This is a genomic window from Micromonospora sp. NPDC047738 (genome assembly GCF_040642675.1).
Taxonomy (GTDB): domain Bacteria; phylum Actinomycetota; class Actinomycetes; order Mycobacteriales; family Micromonosporaceae; genus Micromonospora.
In genome coordinates this window covers 140,012-156,089 of the sequence record NZ_JBEYSO010000002.1, presented here as the reverse complement: position 1 = coordinate 156,089, position 16,078 = coordinate 140,012, and the positions used below count along the sequence as shown (strand labels likewise).

Sequence of the window (16,078 nt, the reverse complement as noted above, 5' to 3'; positions counted from 1 at the left end):
GATTTTGCCGTTGCCGCGACGCGAGATGGCCGACCGATCCGAACCCGACGTGGACCGGCTGCGCCCGTCGGCCGTAGGCTGGCCGCGCGTCGATAATGTGGAACGGCGGTGCCGGGTGGCACCGAACCCGACGTTCCCGCCGGGCCGTAGGCCGCGCCGCGAGCGCGGGGGCCTGATTGACGGGGTGCGGACCGACCATCCGGAGCGGGCAGGGATGACAGGTGCATGACGACGGCAGGTACGAAGATCCACGGGTGACCGGGCCAGGAGGACGACCCTCTGCCGCCGACCCCGTTTCACGTGAAACCGACTACCCGGGCTGGCCGGCGAGTGGCGAGTCCCACGACCCGTCCACGCGCCCGCCGGACGTCGACCCGGAGGCACGCCGGGACGTACCGGCCGGAGCAGGCACCCGGCCCCCCTCGGCGGTGACGGCGAACGTGCCGCCGACCCGGGATCCACACGAGCCGACCGGGCACCCCGTGAACGCCCCCAGCTCGCGTCCCACCCCGGTACGCGGCAACGCGGGCGTTCCGGGGCGCTACGAGCCGCAGCCGCCGGTCTCGGCGGTGCCGCAGCAGCTCACTCCGCAGAGCGCCCCGGATGTCGCGGCCGACACGCCACCGGCCGCCGCCTACGGTGCCGAAGTCGCCGACAGCACGTACGTTTCAGGTGAAACCCCGACGCGCGAAGAGGATGATCCACCGTTGGCTATGGAGGCTATGCGCGCCGTGCAGATCCTGAATCCCAGTGGCGAGGTGACCATGCCTCGGCCCGAACGGACCCGGGTGATGTGCGTCGCCAACCAGAAGGGCGGCGTGGGGAAGACCACGACCACGGTGAACCTGGCGGTGGCGCTCGCCCTGCACGGCAACCGGGTCCTGGTGGTCGACCTCGACCCGCAGGGCAACGCCTCCACCGGGCTCAACGTCCCGCACCACACCGGCGTCCCCGACGTGTACGACTGCCTCATCGAGGGCGTGCCCCTGGCGGACGTCGCCCAGACGGTCGAGGGCATCCCGAACCTGTGGTGCGTACCGGCCACCATCGACCTGGCCGGCGCCGAGATCGAGCTGGTTTCGGTCGTCGCCCGGGAGTCCCGGCTGGCCCGCGCCATCGCCGCGTACCCGGGGCACTTCGACTACGTGTTCATCGACTGCCCGCCCTCGCTCGGTCTGCTGACCGTCAACGCGCTGGTCGCCGCGCAGGAGGTGCTGATTCCGATCCAGTGCGAGTACTACGCGCTGGAGGGCCTCAACCAGCTGATCAACAACATCAACCTGGTCCGCCAGCACCTCAACCCGCGACTCGAGGTCTCCACCATCCTGCTCACCATGTACGACCGGCGTACCCGGCTGGCCGACGCGGTGGAGCAGGACGTCCGGAACCACTTCGGGGACAAGGTGCTCCAGGCCGTGATCCCCCGGAACGTCCGGGTCTCCGAGGCCCCCAGCTACGGGCAGTCGGTGATGACCTACGATCCCGGTTCCCGCGGGGCCACGAGCTACTTCGAGGCCGCCCAGGAGATCGCCGAGCGAGGCGTCAAGGAGCCGGTGAGCCGGAATGCGTAGTGCGAAGAAGTCGCTGGGAGGCGTCGCATGAAGAACCGTCCTCGCGGCGGTCTGGGCCGAGGGCTGGGTGCCCTCATCCCCACCGGGCCGGTGCCGGGCAGCAGCCCGACGGTCGCCGAGCCCGAAAGTACGGCGGCTGCGCCGGTACCGCCCCCCGCCGTGGCGGGCGCCGCCGCTGCCGTCCTCGGGGCGGCGGCAGCGGTCGAGGAGTCCGAGCCGCAGCTGAGCCCGGTGCCGGGAGCCCGCTTCGCCGAGATCCCGGTCGACGCCATCGTGCCGAACCCCAAGCAGCCCCGGCAGGTCTTCGACGAGGAGGCCCTGGAAGAGCTGAAGACCTCGATCCAGGAGGTGGGGTTCCTCCAGCCGATCGTCGTACGCCAGCTCGACGGCGAGAAGTACGAACTCGTCATGGGCGAGCGGCGCTGGCGGGCGGCCCAGGCGGTGGGCCGGGAGAGCATCCCCGCCATCGTCCGGGACACCAAGGACGATGCGATGCTCAGGGACGCGCTGCTGGAGAACATCCACCGCGCCAACCTGAACCCGCTGGAGGAGGCGGCCGCGTACCAGCAGCTCCTTGAGGAGTTCGGGGCCACCCACGAGGAGTTGGCCCGCCGGATCGGCCGGAGTCGGCCGCAAATCTCGAACACCATCCGGCTGATGAACCTGCCCGCTCAGGTGCAGCGCCGGGTTGCCGCCGGGGTGCTCTCGGCCGGCCACGCTCGGGCGCTCCTCAGCCTCGACGACGCCGAGGCCCAGGAACAGCTCGCCAAGCGGATCGTCGCCGAGGGCATCTCCGTACGCGCCACCGAGGAAATGGTGGCCCTCGCGCTCGCCGACGGGCCGGCGAAGACGTCGACCGCGAAGCGCCGGCCGAAGCCGCACGCGCCGGCGCTGACGGACCTCGCGGACCGGCTCTCCGACCGGTTCGACACCCGGGTGAAGGTCGACATCGGCCGCAACAAGGGCAAGATCACGATCGAGTTCGCCACGGTCGACGACCTGGAGCGGATCGTCGGGATCATCGGAGTGGGCCAGGAGGAACAGCCAGGCGAGTGAGCACCAGCTCGTCGGTTTCGGCCGCGTCGTCCCTGTGGCGGCGCGGCCGACTTGTCTGGGGGCTGCGACTGCTCGTCGAGGTCGCCGGAGAGTGGTCCGTTGATGCCGATGGCCCCGGCGGCCTGCGCCGCGTCCCGCCGTCCGGCGACACCGGCACCGCCCGGCGCCGGGACGGGCGAGCCTGTGGCGGGATACGGGAAGGCGGACTGGCTGTTGCCGGGACGCCTCGGTTGCCGCCGCTCGGTTGCCGCGGCTCGGTTGGCTGGCGCCGGAATGCAGACGACCCCGCTCTGCGGCCCGCCTGCCGCCAATTCCGGCGTGGAGGTGCCCTCTACTGGCCCGCTGCCCTGCCGTTGTGCTCACGGGCCTCTGGGAGGCTCGGACGGCGAGGTAGCGGGCCCTTGGCGGTCCGCGTGAAGGACTCGAGCCGGGTGATCTCGCAGAGTTGCTCGCCGCGATCCACAGCGTGGCCGACGGTGGGGCGCACACCTCCGGGTCGGTGGATCGACAGGCGGCCTCGTCGAGGAGTCCCGGTCGCTCTGGCGCTTCTAGTCCATCGTGGGGACCGCTGACGCTTGCGGCCGACGCTTCACGTGGAGCGGTGGCGAGGAGAGGCTGCTGGGGGTTACCGGGGTTGGCGGCGGTTTGGGTAGGCCGGCTGTTCAGCGGGCTCACCGGCATCATCGGCCGGAGCATCGCGGGTTTCACGTGAAACGGCACCGGCGGAGCGGATTGGCGCAGGCCGGTAGCGCGGTGCGCGGCGACGTGCCAGTCGCGACGCCGGCGTGGGCGGTCCGACGTGGGTGGTGGTTGCGGGGTTGGCCGTTGGGGTTGCGCCGGCGCGCGCCTCGGCTCCGAAGCCGGCCGTGTGTCGGGCCGGCTGCGCCGGTAGGACGTAGGGCGCTTCGGGTCCATCCCCGCACTCGCTGGTTTCACGTGAAACGAGGCCGCTCGTCCGGGCGAGAGCAGAACCTGGTCCTTGGCGCTCGCCGGCATGTGACCGATTGCAGGTCGCTCGCTGGCCGGACTTTGGTCGTCGCCAGCACCGCACTAGGGCCTGCCTTCTGCCTGCCTCCGTGATGTGACGCGCGGCGCTCTAACGTGGCTCTGGGCCCAACTTATTGTCAGTGCCCGCCTCCCTTTCTTCGGCGGCCCGGTCCCCGCCTTGCCGTCCCTGCTCAAAGGGGCACGGGCGGAGCGAGGAACAAAGCCACGTCGGCAGGCCGGCCGTTTCACGTGAAACAGGCGAGCTGGCGGGAGGAGTAACCGGCGCGTTTCAGAGCAACGAGCAGCGGTCGCCGGCGTCGGCACGGGCGGAGCCCACCAGGGGTCGACTCAGGCCGGACATGGTGGCGGCGGTGCCAAGGACCTGCCGTCAACGGCTGCCGCGCGCGTCGCCGCCGGCGGCCGGCGGTCAGCAGTCAGCTGGCTTCCTCGGCCGCCTCGACAGTTGCACCACTGACCCGGACCCGACGTTGCGCGAACCGCCGACCGGGCCGCAGTGCAAAGCCGCATCGCGCGCTCGCGAGCGCAACCGGCACTCCGCCCCTGTGTGGCGGAGGGGAAGACGTGGTTCCGCTGGCCGGGGAAGTCCGACCTCGCGGGCGTGAACACCCATGCCCGCCCGGCGGCCTTCCGGGGCGCCGGACCTGACCCCGGCGACGACCCCGGCGACGACCCCGGCTCGGGCTGGGTTGGAGTGCAGCCGAATCGCCCGTCGGCGACACCGTTGGTCGTCCTCCGGCCGTCCGCACCCTTGGTCGTCCTCCGGCCGTCCGCATCGTTGGTCTACCTCCGGCCGGCCGCGCCCGGGGTCCCCACCGCCGAGGCGTGCCGTCACCGGCGCGCCCCCCGACGGGCGGGACCGGCCGTGGCCGTGGCGGTCGTGGCAGCACCATCGCCCGCACGGCGGCCCCCATGGAGTGCGGCGGCCCCGGCGAGTCGGGAGGCGGCTGATGCCCCGATCGGGGGGTATGGGCTGGCCGACGGGCGGTGTCGGACGACGAAGGGCCGCTGGCGCACCCTGTTGAGGGCCTCCACGGCGACGCCCCGGTGGCCCACCTCACCGTCGCCAACCGGCCCGGCGGCACGGTATGCGGGTGCCCATCGCGATCCGGCCGGATTGGCCGAGGCCGAGCCAACGCACGCTGCCGAAGCCGACCGCGCTTCACCGGCGTCCGGAGCTAGGGCCCCATGTGACGCCGCCCGGCGAACCGGTGCCGCCTCAGCCCTGCGGGCGGGGCAGATGCAACGCCCAGGGGCATCCGAGGCGGAGCGCCGTCGGCCGGGTTCGCGGCTGGGACAGAACCGCCTCCGGGGGCGAGGCGCGGCAGGGCGGGAGGCAGCCTCGGGAAGTCAAGCCGAGCATCTGGTCAGGGCCGAACCAGGGCAGCCCGGCCCTGGAACCAAACGAGCGAGGCCGATGCCCATCGGCCCGTCGCTCGTTAGGTAGGAAGGCCCGGCCATGGGGTGAACATCCGGTGGACAACCAGCCTCGATCCCCGGTGGGTTATCCACAGTCGTTGTCCACAGGGTGCCCTCGTTTCACGTGAAACAGCGCTGCGAAAGCCGTGTTGAGCTGTGGATGACGCGGTGTGGTGGTGAGCTCAGCGGCCTGTGGACAACGCGGTGGACAAACATCGCGGTGGCCGACGACGGACGCTCGTCAACCGACGAAACGGGTAGGGACAGGCGTCGCCGACTCGGTTAGGGTCAGCCTCGTGCAGGACACCCCTCCCTCAGTGCCGGACTTCACCCAGTGGCCCTCCTTCCCCTTCGAGGGCGACCTCCGTGTCAAGCAGCTCGACGATCCGGTACCGGTCGAACCGCCCCGCCGGGGCGAGGGAAACCGGGAATGCACCGCCTGCAACGCCCCGGACGAGGCGTACATCTGGGTCGGTGAGCGGTGGCGGGTGCGCGCGATGGACCGACCCACCGGCCTGCCGATGGTGTTGATCCTGGAGTCCCGCTCCCATCTCGATCTCGGCGACCTGCCGAACCTGCTCGCCGCCGAGCTGGGCGTGATGACCGTCCGCCTGGAGCGGGCCATCCGCTCGCTGGACGGCGTCGCCCGGGTACACGTCAACCGCTGGGGCGACGGCTCGGCGCACCTGCACATGTGGTTCCTGGCGCGGCCGTACGGGCGCCTGCAACTGCGCGGCACGTTTCTCTCCCTGTGGGACTCGATCCTGCCCCCGATCGCCGAGTCGCAGTGGCGGGAAAATCTGGCCCTGGTCGCCGCGTGGCTGGCCGAGTTCGGCGGCCGCCCGCTCGCCGAGCCGCCCCGCATCCAGTGGCAGGCTCCGTCGAGCCTCTCCTCGCCGTCCCCGGAGCGGGTGACGGCCGAGGAGGAGGAGAGCGTGTCGGTGATCGAGGCGGCGGAGGAGATCCCGGAGCCGGAGAGCGATCCGGCGGCGAGCACCGAGCTGGAGCGCGAGCAAGCGGCAGCGGGCAAGGAGCAGGCGGGCAAGGAGCAGGCGGGCAAGGAGCCCGCCGGCTGAGCGACCGAGCTGGCGATTTACGGGCGACGGGCGGCGGCCCGGGTGACCAGTGCGCCGAGCACCCGCCCGAAATCCAGCCCGGCGGCCTGGATGGCCAGCGGCAGCAGCGAGGTCTCGGTCATCCCCGGGGAGACGTTCACCTCCAGCACGTGCGGCTGGCCGTCCGCGTCGACGATCAGATCGACCCGGGAGAGGTCGCGCAGGCCGAGTGCGCCGTGGGCGGCGAGCGCCACCTCGGCCACCCGCTCGGTCGTCTCCCGGTCCAACCGGGCAGGTGCGTGCCAGGTGGTCCGGCCGGCGGTGTAGCGGGCGGCGTAGTCGTACACGCCGTTGCGCGGCACGATCTCGACCGGAGGCAGCGCCTGCGGTCCCTCGCCTAGGTCCACCACCGAGACCGCCACGTCCATCCCGGGCACGTAGCGCTCCACCAGCGCGGTCTGGTCGTACGCGAAGCAACCGACCATGGCGGCCGGCAGCGACGCGGCGTCCCGGACCACCGCGGCGCCCAGTCCGGAGCCACCCTGCGCCGGCTTGATCATCAGCGGCAGGCCGAGCCGGTCGGCGATCCGGTCCAGCACGGCCACCGCGCCCAGCTCGGAGAAGCGGTCGTGCGGCAGGGCCACCCAGTCGGGGGTGGGGATGCCGGCCTCGCGCAGCACGGCCTTGGCCGACGGCTTGTCCCAGGCGAGCCGGGAGGCCCGGGCGTCGCAGCCGACGTAGGGCACGCCGCACAGGTCGAGCACCCCGCGCAGCGAGCCGTCCTCGCCGGTGGCGCCGTGCAGTGCGATCACCACGGCATCCGGTGGGTCGGCGGCCAGGGCGGGCAACAGGGCCACGTCCGCGTCCCGCAGTTCGGCCTCCACACCGACCGCCCGCAGCGCGTCGAGCACGCGCCGGCCGGATCGCAGGGAGACGTCCCGCTCGTACGAGAGTCCACCGGCGAGCACCAGCACGTGCAGCTCGTCGGTGACGGCGGATTCGGTCACGGAAGTGTGCTCGGCAGGGCTGAGGGCCATGCGGGAATCATGCCAAGTCGGGACCGGGCGCGTCCGAGCCGCCCTGCCGACGCCGCGGCCCCGAGCCGCCGACCGCGCCGAAGACCCGGCGCATCGCGATCTCCTGCTCCATCACGCCGGCCAGCCGGCGGACGCCCTCCCGGATCCGCTCCGGCGACGGGAAGGAGAAGTTGAGCCGCATGTTGCCGCTGCCGGCGCCGTCGGCGTAGAAGCCGGTGCCCGGCACGTACGCGACCCGGGCCGAGATCGCCCGCGGCATCATCGCCTTCGAGTCGAGCCCGTCGGGCAGGGTCGCCCACACGAACAGGCCGCCGCCCGGGTTGGTCCAGGTAGTGTCGGCCGGCATCAGATCCTCCAGCGCGGCGAGCATGGCGTCCCGGCGCTCGCGGTAGACCTCCCGGTAGACCTTGAGCTGTTCCCGCCAGGGCATGGTGCCGAGGTACGTCGAGACGGCGGCCTGTGCGTAACCGCTGGGGCAGAGGATCTGCGCCTCGCTGGCGATGACCAGTTTGTCGCGGACCGCGTGCGGCGCGAGGATCCAACCCACCCGCAGGCCGGGGGCGAAGGTCTTGGAGAAGGTGCTCAGGTAGAAGACCCCGTCCCGCCGGCGGGCCCGCAGCGGCGCGGGCGCGTCCCCCTCGAAACCGAGTTGGCCGTACGGGTCGTCCTCGACCACCAGCAGGCCGGCCCGCTCGCAGATGTCGAGCACCCGCTCGCGCCGCTCCTCGCTCAGCGTCACGCCGGTCGGGTTCTGGTAGGTCGGGATGGTGTAGAGGAACTTCACCCGCCGGCCGGCGCGGGCCAGGTCGGCGATGGCGCTCTCCAGCGCCTCCGGGATCAGCCCCTGCTCGTCCATCGGCACGTGGGCCACCTGGGCCTGGGCAGCCTGGAACACCCCGAGCGCGCCGACGTACGTCGGGCCCTCGGCGAGCACCACGTCGCCCGGGTCCAGGAAGAGCCGGGCCACCAGGTCGAGCGCCTGCTGGCCGCCGACGGTGACCACCACGTCCTCGGGCGAGGCACCGCACGAGGCGTCGATCCCGGAGAGGGACATCACCTCGCAGATGCGCTCGCGCAGCTCCAGGGTGCCCTGACCGATGCCGTACTGCAGGGTGGTGACGCCGTGCTCGGAGCCGAGCCGGCCGAGCATCTCGCCGACCGCGTCCAGCGGCAGCGCCGCGATGTACGGGGCCCCACCGGCGAGTGAGACCACCTCCGGCCGGCTGGCCACCGCGAAGAGTGCCCGGATCTCGGAGGCCGTCATCCCCCGGACCCGGCGGGCGTACCGGTCGGTGTAGTCGTCGAGCGTCGTGCCGGTCATGACATCACCTCGATCGGGTGTCGGCGGGGCTGCCGCCCGGATGTGGTACCCGCGATACCGGCAACCATGGCGGCCCGGGACACCGGTTGGTCGATCGTAGTCCGTGACCCCCACCACCTGCGCCGCCATGTGAAGAAAGTCCACATCCCGGACCGGCCCTCCCCGTCCCGGGTGGGCCTACGCGCGTCCTCTCCCGTACCGGCGGACAACGGCGTACGATCGCTCGTCGGGGGCAGGGACGCGGCGGAGTGGTCAGCTCCGGCAACTCCAGCTCGGCTGGTGGCCATAGTTCGGCCTCCGCGCCGCTGGGCGGCGGTCCGGACCGAATGACGGCCGGTCTGACGCCGCGCCGCGACCTGGAGCCGTCGCTGGTTCCCGCTCCGAGCCTACTGGTGGGGATGGCGCTCATGTCGCGACGTCTGGTCAGTCTGACCCTCGACACTCTCGAGGACCTGCCCCGCCCGTGCCGGCAGTGCGTCTACTGGGAGCTGGACCCCGTCTCCGCCGATCGGGCGTGCGCCGCCGGCGACCCCGGGCTGGAGAAGGAGGCCTGGATCTCCCAGACGCTGCTGGAATGGGGCTCCTGCGGCAAACTCGCGTACGTCGACGGCATGCCGGCCGGTTTCGTCATGTACGCCCCGCCGGCCTACGTTCCACGCTCGATGGCCTTCCCCACCTCGCCGGTCTCGGCGGACGCCGCGCTGCTGATGACCGCCAACGTGGTGCCCGCCTTCGCCGGCGGCGGCCTGGGCCGGATGCTGGTTCAGGGCGTGGCCCGGGACCTCACCAAACGCGGCATCAAGGCGATCGAGGCGTTCGGCGACGCGAAGTTCGGGGACGACGGGGACGACCCCACCCGGGCCTGCCTCGCGCCGGCCGACTTCTTCCTCTCGGTGGGGTTCAAGACGGTCCGCCCGCACCCCCGTTACCCTCGCCTGCGGCTGGAGTTGCGCACCGCGCTCAGCTGGAAGTCCGACGTCGAGTACGCGCTGGAGAAGCTGCTCGGCTCGATGAGCCCGGAGACGTTGCTCCGGCCGGTGCGTCCCGCCCCGGCCACCCGGTCGATGCGCTGACCCGGCCCAGCCCGCACTGTGGCGGCTCCGCGCCGTCAGTCCACCACCGTGCCGGCGGCGACGATCGCCCGCAGCTCACTCACGTCGATGGAGCCGGTGGGCACGTCCCGCTCGATCGGGAAGTACATCCGCTGCACGGCGGCGACGATGGCCTCGACGACCTTGTCCCGGAACCGCGGGTCGACCAGCCGGCCCCGATCCTCCGGTGAGGTCAGGTAGCCCACCTCGACCCGGACCGCCGGCATCCGCGTCAGCCGCAGCAGATCCCACGCCTTGGCGTGGGTACGGCAGTTCTGCAGCCCGGTCCGGGCCACGATCTCCCGCTGCACCAGCCCGGCCAGCCGCTCCCCGGTCGCCGAGGTGACGCCGTTGTCGGTGCCGTAGTGGTAGGTGGCCACCCCGTTGGCCGCCGGGTTGGCGTGCCCGTCGGTGTGCAGCGAGATGAAGACGTCCGCGCCGAGCGAGTTGGCGAGCTGGGCACGATCGGCGTCCGGCAGGCAGGTCTCCGGCGACGGGCCGCGGGTGAGCTGCACCCGTACGCCGGCTGCGGCGAGCCGCCCCTCCAGCCGGCTGGCCAGGTCGTGCACGATGTCCGCCTCGGTCCAGCGGAGCGGGCCGTCCGGCACCACCACCCCCGGGTCGGTGCCGCCGTGTCCCGGGTCGATCACCACGGTTCGCCCGACCAGCGTCGGCCCGGCCTGGCGGATGGCGTCGGACTCGCGCAGCCACTGCGGCCGCCCGCCCACCACCTTCCGGCCGAGGCGGCGCAGCGCGTTCATGGTGTGCGGGCCGCACGCGCCGTCCGGCTTCAGCCCCATTTCCCGTTGGAACTGGGCGACCGCCCGGGAGGTGCGGATGCCGTAGATGGCGTCGGCCCGGCCGACGTCGTACCCCATCTCCAGGAGGCGTTCCTGGAGCGACCGGACGTCCTCGCCGATCAGCGGCTCGGGCACCGCGTGGTACAGGGTCCGGGCGCCGAACCGCCAGCGGGCCGCGTCCAGCGCCCGCCAGGTCTCCGCCCCGACCCGGCCGTCCACGCTCAGCCCGCGGGACTGCTGGAACGCCCGGACGGCGCGCTCGGTCTCGGCGTCGAAGTCGTCGCCCTTTCCATCGGCCGAAAGCAGGTCGAGGCCGGTGAGGACGGTACGGATCTCGGTCACCGCGGGTCCCCGGTCACCGGGTCGGATGGGACGCACGACGACCCCCTCTGCACGGACACTGGCTGGCCGGAGACTCCGACGGAGGTGGCCCCCATGGCTGGGGACGCTTACGGAGCGTACCGTGGCCGGTCACTATCGGCTTCCCGTTCGGGCAGGTCGGGATACCCGAGCAGGGAAGCAGGAACCCCCGTCGCCGGGTGGCGACGGGGGTTCCGGTGGTCGTCGATCGGCTCAGAGCGCCGACTCGATGAGCTTGACCAGCTCGCCCTTGGGCTTGGCGCCGGCGATGGACTGCACCGGCTCGCCGTTCTTGAAGATGGTGAGGGTCGGCACGGACATCACCCGGTACGTCCGCGCGGTCTCGGGGTTCTCGTCGATGTTGAGCTTGACGATGGTGACCTGGTCACCCATCTCGCCCGCGATCTCCTCGAGCAGCGGCGAGACCTTGCGGCACGGGCCGCACCACTCCGCCCAGAAGTCGACCAGGACCGGCTTGTCGGACTTCAGCACGTCGCTCGCGAAGCTCGCGTCGGTGACCGCCTTGGTTGCTCCCACTATGAACCCCTCCTCCGGGACTTTTCTGAAGATGTTTCTCAGCCTTGCAGGGTGGCGATGAAGCGCTCGGCGTCCAGGGCGGCGGCGCAACCCGTACCGGCCGCCGTGATCGCCTGCCGGTAGGTGTGGTCGACCACGTCACCGGCGGCGAAGACGCCCGGCACGTTCGTCCGCGTGCTCGGTGCCTGAACCTTCACGTACCCCTCGTCGTCGAGTTCGATCTGCCCGCGGAAGAGCTCACTGCGCGGGTCGTGGCCGATCGCCACGAAGACCCCGGTGACGTCGAGCACCTTGGCCTCGCCGGTGTGCACGTTCCGCACCCGGACGCCGCTGACCTTGCCGTCGTCGCCGAGGATCTCCTCGACCACGGTGTTCCACTCGACCTTGATCTTGTCGTTGGCGAGCGCGCGGTCGGCCATGATCTTGCTGGCGCGGAACGAGTCCCGGCGGTGGATGATCGTCACCGACTCGGCGAACCGGGTCAGGAAGCTGGCCTCCTCCATCGCCGAGTCGCCGCCGCCGACCACCACGATGTGCTGGTTGCGGAAGAAGAAGCCGTCGCAGGTGGCGCAGGACGACACGCCGTGGCCGAGGTACTCCTGCTCACCCGGCACGCCCAGCGGGCGCCAGGCGGAGCCGGTGGAGAGGATGACGGCCTTCGCCCGGTAGGCCGTCTCGCCCACCCAGACGGTGCTCACCGCGTCCGAGCCGGTCTCGCCGGTGTCCTTGAGCTCGACCCGGGTCACGTCGTCGGTCAGGAACTCGGCACCGAACCGCTCGGCCTGCTTGCGCATGTTGTCCATCAGCTCGGGGCCGAGGATGCCGTCCGCGAAACCGGGGAAGTTCTCCACCTCGGTGGTCGTCATCAGCGCGCCGCCGGACTGCACGCCCTCGATGACGAGCGGCTTGAGGTTGGCGCGCGCGGCATAGACCGCCGCCGTGTAACCGGCCGGCCCGGAGCCGATGATGATCAGGTTGCGGACCTCGTCCACTGCCGTCTCCCGATGTGTGTGTTCGTCACCGGCGCGCACCGATGTCGATCCCGAGTGCCGACGGCTCAGCGGCGTCGGCGCCTGACTTGCAGAACGTCATCGTACGAAGTGGGGATTCCCGAGCCGGTCATCCGGTGGGTCACGTCACGTGGCGGGACACGCCCGGGTGACCGTGGCCTCACCCTACCCGGGTGCGGAAGCGGGTGTCCGCGCCGGACCCGGGCACCCCGCACTCGGCTCCGCTCACCCACGCCCAGCGCTCGCCACTCCCGTCGACGAAGGTGACGACGAGTGCCGGCCGGCCCTGGAACGACGCGTAGTCGACCAGATCGAGGGTGATCAACCCGGCTCGGTGCTCGGCGCTGATCGCCCCGAGGCAGGACTCCAGCGCCTCCGGGCGGGTGAGCCGCTCCAGCCCGGCCGCGTCGGACTGGCGCCGGTCGTCGGGCGCCAACCCCGGCCCGTGAACCGCCGAGGGCGAGGTGAGCGTCATGATGCTCCCGGGCAACTGGTCCGGGCTGTAGTTGGTGCCGCTGTGCTGGGGCGGTGCGGCGGTCCGGAAGGGCGCGCCGGCCGCCGTGGCCAGCTCCGGCTGCGCCCGGCCGGCGGCCGGCCCGGCGTTGTCCGCCATCGACGTCACGCCGCGGTTGGCGACCAGGTGGCTGATCCCGAACCCGACCGCGGTGACCGAGGCGGCCGCCAGGGCGACCGGCCCGGCGATCCGGGCCCAGCGCCGGGAGCGCCGGCCCGGTCCCGTGTTGCGGGCCGGGCGTTCGGCCGGCCGCGTCGCCCCGTCCGCCCGCCGGGGCTGCGTCGGCACGACGGCCGGCGGCGACGTCCGAGCGGCGCGGACCTCGGCCGGACGGGAGGAGTCCGGATCCGAACCGACTACCTCGTGGCCGCCCGGCGCGGGCACGCCGGCCGGTTCCTCGGCGTCGGACCCGGCGGCGTCCGTCGGGGCCGGCCCGGCGCCGGCGAGCGCAGCCGTGATCCGCTCCGCCACAGCCAGCGGCAGCTCCGGCGCGGGAGCGGCGGCCCAGTCGGCCAGGTCGGCGTGCACCAGGTCGACCGCCCGCGCCAGCGAGGCGTACGAGTCGCCCCAGGCCGGATCCGACTCGATCAGCCGGGCCACCGTGGCCTGCTCCGGGGTGCCGTCCAGCGCGCCGCCGACGTAGTCGGCGAGCAGGTCGGGGTCGACCCCGCTGAACTCCCGGGAAGTCACGTCTCCTCCTGGCTGGCGTCCCGCCGGGACCACCCCGACGTCGATCCGACGCCCTCGGGCGGTCGGGGGTTCCCCCCGGTGACGCGCGGCACGTCCCTCTTCTCGTCGGAACCGGTACGCAGGTGCCCGAGGAGCACGGCCAGCCGGGCCCGCCCGCGGGCGCAGCGGCTCTTCACCGTCCCCTCGGCGACACCGAGGATCCGGGCCACCTCGGCCACCGGATAGCCCTGCACGTCGACGAGGACCAGCGCGGCCCGCTGCTCGACCGGCAGTTCGGCCAGGGCCTGGCGAACCACCAGGGCGGTGTCGTGGTCGTGGGCCGGGGCGGCCGGCTCCACCCCGCCGGTGTGCCGGCCGGGCTCCCCGTCGGTGTGCACGCCGTCCGGCAGCGGGACGGTGGCGTGCGTCTGGCGTCGCCGCATCCGGTCCAGGCAGGCGTTCACCACGATCCGGTGCAGCCAGGTGGTCACCGCCGAGTCGCCGCGGAACCGGGCCGCCGCGCGGTGCGCCGACAGCAGGGCGTCCTGGAGCGCGTCGGCGGCCTCCTCGCGGTCGCCGAGGGTACGCAGGGCCACCGCCCAGAGCCGGTCCCGGTGCCGGTGGAACAGCTCGCTGAAGGCGTCCCGGTCGCCGGCGACGTGCGCGCGCAGCAGATCGAGGTCGGACCCCCCGGCCGGCGATCCGTCCCCGGTCGACGGCTCGGGCGTCCGCCCCCCGCGACCCGCCATCACCACGTCCACGGGAGGCGGCGCGGAAGCCGCGGCTGACGGTTCACGACCCCTGGACCGTGATCTCCTGGACCTCCAGCTTCCAGCCGTCCCCGCTGTCCTTCTCCGGCAGCTCGGTGATCCAGAAGAGCAAGTAGCGGTACTTCTGCTCCGGGTCGAACGCGACGAACGTCATCTTGTTGCCGTTGTGCTTCTCGAACGGCTGGCCGATCTGGGTCGTGTAGCTGGCGACGAGTTGTGTGTCGCCGGACTTGCTGGACTGGAAGTCTCCGGTCCCCGTGAGCAGTTGGGCCGAGGCGCCGGGGGACGACAGCACTGCCTCCAGCGACTTGACCGTGTGCGGGGCACCCAGGTCGATCCAGACCCCCATGCCCTTCTTCAGCCCGCCGAACTTGCCGTTGTTCCGGTAGGTGGCGGTCGCCCAGCCCTCGTCAACGTTGCCGTCGATCACCTTTTCGGCGTCGCGCACCTCGCGGCGGTCGCCCACCGGGTCGATGATCCGGACGTCCTGGATGGTGAGCTTGCGGACCTGGGCGGCCGGCGTGCTCCCGGCCCCGGCGGGCGCGCTGCTGGACGGACGGGCCACCGGCTCGGTCGGCTGCTTCTTGTCGTCGCCGCCGAGCATGCTGATCCCGATGAGCAGCCCGACCAGGGCCACCGCCAGCAGTCCGGCGACACCCACGGCCACCTTGCGGCCACCGGCGACGGCCAGCGGCGACGGCTCCTCGCCCGGTTCGGCGGTGAAGCGCAGCGGGCCGGTCGGCTCCAGGAAGTGGTCGTCGGTGGGGACGTCCAGCCGGCTCAGCTCGGCGGCCAGCACGTCCGACGACGGCGGGGCGATCTCCGGGTCGAGTAGGTCCATGGTGAGGTCGTCGAGGTACGCCGGCACGCCGGCGCGTACCTGCCGGGGTGCGGCGATGGCGCCGCTGGCGTCGCGGACCGCGTCCGGGATCGCGGCGCGGCCGTGCCCGGCGGTGGCGCCGTGCAGCGGGGCCTCGCCGTGCGGCCAGTGCCCGGTCAGGGCGAAGTAGAGCACCCCGCCGACCGCCCGGAGGTCGTTCTCCTGGCTGTCCGCGCCGTCGGTACGCGCGTCCGCGAGCACCACCCGGCCGTCGTCGCTGATCATGACCGTGCCGGGATGCAGGTTGCCGTGCACCATGCCGGTGGCGTGCACCGCGGCGAGGGCGCTGGCCACGGCGTTGCCGATGGCGGTCGCCCGGGCCGGGTCCAGCGGACCGTCGGCGGCGACCATCTCGCGCAGGGACTGGCCGTCCACCCACTCGCGCACGACGTACGCCCGGTCGGCCTCGTCGATGGCGTCGTAGACGCCGACCAGATTGGGGTGGATCACCCGGCTGGCCGCGACGGCGGCCTGGAGCATCTCGGTGGCGGAGTCGCCACCCGGGTAGCGGAGGACCACCGCGACGGGACGGCGCAGCACGACGTCGACACCGCGCCACACCAGCCGACCCGCACTGTCGTTGTTGATGTGCTCGACCAGCTCATACCGCTCGGCAAGCAGCTCACCGACCGTGGGAGCACCGAAGGTCATGACCGGAGGGGCAGTCTCCTCCGCCTCCTGACCCTCGCCGACCTGGGTCACCCGTCCTCCCTCGGTGATCGTGTCGATCGATGGACCCGTGCTGCTGGGCATGTGGCTTCCTGCTCTGCCATCGAAGGAACCGGCACACCGGCGTCGACGTCCCCGTCGCCACCTGCCGTACCCGTCGAGACCGACCTTACCCGGGATGCCCGGTTCCTCGACATGTCATCTTCCCGCCGTAGCCGGTGGGACGCCAGTGACCGGGGCGGTCGACCGGGTCACGGTCGCGTCCCATTTCGGCCTTGGCACACGCACCAGCCAATCTAGAGGTTGGCGACAAC

At 72.5% G+C, this 16,078-nt stretch carries 11 protein-coding genes and 1 pseudogene; 4 read left to right on the top strand and 8 right to left on the bottom strand.

Annotation, left to right across the window (positions count from 1 at the left end; all coding sequences use genetic code 11):
* The first annotated feature begins 221 nt into the window (after positions 1-221).
* The 3 genes and pseudogenes from ABZ783_RS04020 to ABZ783_RS04010 form a co-directional block, all read left to right on the top strand.
* Positions 222-1,571 (top strand): AAA family ATPase, encoded by a 1,350-nt coding sequence (locus ABZ783_RS04020; protein ID WP_357434422.1) that lies wholly within the window; start codon positions 222-224, stop codon positions 1,569-1,571.
* Between the two features lie 27 nt (positions 1,572-1,598).
* On the top strand, positions 1,599-2,627 hold the full coding sequence (locus tag ABZ783_RS04015) for a ParB/RepB/Spo0J family partition protein (RefSeq protein ID WP_357434421.1): 1,029 nt from the start codon (positions 1,599-1,601) through the stop codon (positions 2,625-2,627).
* 2,741 nt (positions 2,628-5,368) lie between these two features.
* Positions 5,369-6,079: pseudogene (locus ABZ783_RS04010) on the top strand (hypothetical protein); the annotation flags it as partial.
* Between the two features lie 65 nt (positions 6,080-6,144).
* Here the strand turns inward: ABZ783_RS04010 and ABZ783_RS04005 are convergent.
* Positions 6,145-7,143 carry a D-alanine--D-alanine ligase gene (locus ABZ783_RS04005; RefSeq protein WP_357434420.1) on the bottom strand — a complete coding sequence of 333 codons (999 nt, stop codon included), beginning with the start codon at positions 7,141-7,143 and terminating at the stop codon, positions 6,145-6,147.
* A gap of 7 nt (positions 7,144-7,150) precedes the next feature.
* A complete protein-coding gene (locus tag ABZ783_RS04000; protein ID WP_357434419.1) occupies positions 7,151-8,464 on the bottom strand; it encodes a PLP-dependent aminotransferase family protein in 1,314 nt (437 codons plus the stop codon).
* A 407-nt stretch (positions 8,465-8,871) separates the two neighbouring features.
* Between ABZ783_RS04000 and ABZ783_RS03995 the strand changes: the two genes are divergently transcribed.
* Entirely contained in the window at positions 8,872-9,537 is a 666-nt protein-coding gene (locus ABZ783_RS03995; protein WP_073837123.1) for a GNAT family N-acetyltransferase, read from the top strand.
* Positions 9,538-9,572: 35 nt separating this feature from the next.
* Here ABZ783_RS03995 and ABZ783_RS03990 read toward each other — a convergent pair whose 3' ends face one another.
* The 6 genes from ABZ783_RS03990 to ABZ783_RS03965 all read right to left on the bottom strand — a co-directional run bounded on the left by ABZ783_RS03990 (position 9,573) and on the right by ABZ783_RS03965 (position 15,848).
* Positions 9,573-10,733 (bottom strand): N-acetylmuramoyl-L-alanine amidase, encoded by a 1,161-nt coding sequence (locus ABZ783_RS03990; protein WP_357434418.1) that lies wholly within the window; start codon positions 10,731-10,733, stop codon positions 9,573-9,575.
* A 195-nt stretch (positions 10,734-10,928) separates the two neighbouring features.
* The gene (gene trxA, locus ABZ783_RS03985) at positions 10,929-11,252 is read right to left on the bottom strand and encodes a thioredoxin (protein WP_073836974.1); all 324 of its coding nucleotides are present in this window, start codon (positions 11,250-11,252) and stop codon (positions 10,929-10,931) included.
* A 38-nt stretch (positions 11,253-11,290) separates the two neighbouring features.
* Positions 11,291-12,244, bottom strand: coding sequence for a thioredoxin-disulfide reductase (trxB, locus tag ABZ783_RS03980; protein ID WP_357434417.1), 954 nt, complete (start codon positions 12,242-12,244; stop codon positions 11,291-11,293).
* A 178-nt stretch (positions 12,245-12,422) separates the two neighbouring features.
* The gene (locus tag ABZ783_RS03975; RefSeq protein ID WP_357434416.1) at positions 12,423-13,466 is read right to left on the bottom strand and encodes a hypothetical protein; all 1,044 of its coding nucleotides are present in this window, start codon (positions 13,464-13,466) and stop codon (positions 12,423-12,425) included.
* Positions 13,463-14,194 (bottom strand): RNA polymerase sigma factor SigM, encoded by a 732-nt coding sequence (sigM, locus tag ABZ783_RS03970; protein WP_357434415.1) that lies wholly within the window; start codon positions 14,192-14,194, stop codon positions 13,463-13,465. Before sigM ends, ABZ783_RS03975 begins: the two co-directional genes overlap by 4 nt.
* A 43-nt stretch (positions 14,195-14,237) precedes the next feature.
* Entirely contained in the window at positions 14,238-15,848 is a 1,611-nt protein-coding gene (locus ABZ783_RS03965; protein WP_357434414.1) for a protein kinase family protein, read from the bottom strand.
* Positions 15,849-16,078: the final 230 nt, after the last annotated feature.

Bases quoted from the DNA above. Each gene is read 5' to 3' on its own strand.
- ABZ783_RS04015 (WP_357434421.1), top strand. From the start codon at position 1,599: ATGAAGAACCGTCCTCGCGGCGGTCTGGGCCGAGGGCTGGGTGCCCTC.
- sigM (WP_357434415.1), bottom strand. From the start codon at position 14,194: ATGGCGGGTCGCGGGGGGCGGACGCCCGAGCCGTCGACCGGGGACGGA.
- ABZ783_RS03965 (WP_357434414.1), bottom strand. From the start codon at position 15,848: ATGCCCAGCAGCACGGGTCCATCGATCGACACGATCACCGAGGGAGGA.
- ABZ783_RS03995 (WP_073837123.1), top strand. From the start codon at position 8,872: ATGTCGCGACGTCTGGTCAGTCTGACCCTCGACACTCTCGAGGACCTG.
- ABZ783_RS04005 (WP_357434420.1), bottom strand. From the start codon at position 7,143: ATGGCCCTCAGCCCTGCCGAGCACACTTCCGTGACCGAATCCGCCGTC.
- ABZ783_RS04000 (WP_357434419.1), bottom strand. From the start codon at position 8,464: ATGACCGGCACGACGCTCGACGACTACACCGACCGGTACGCCCGCCGG.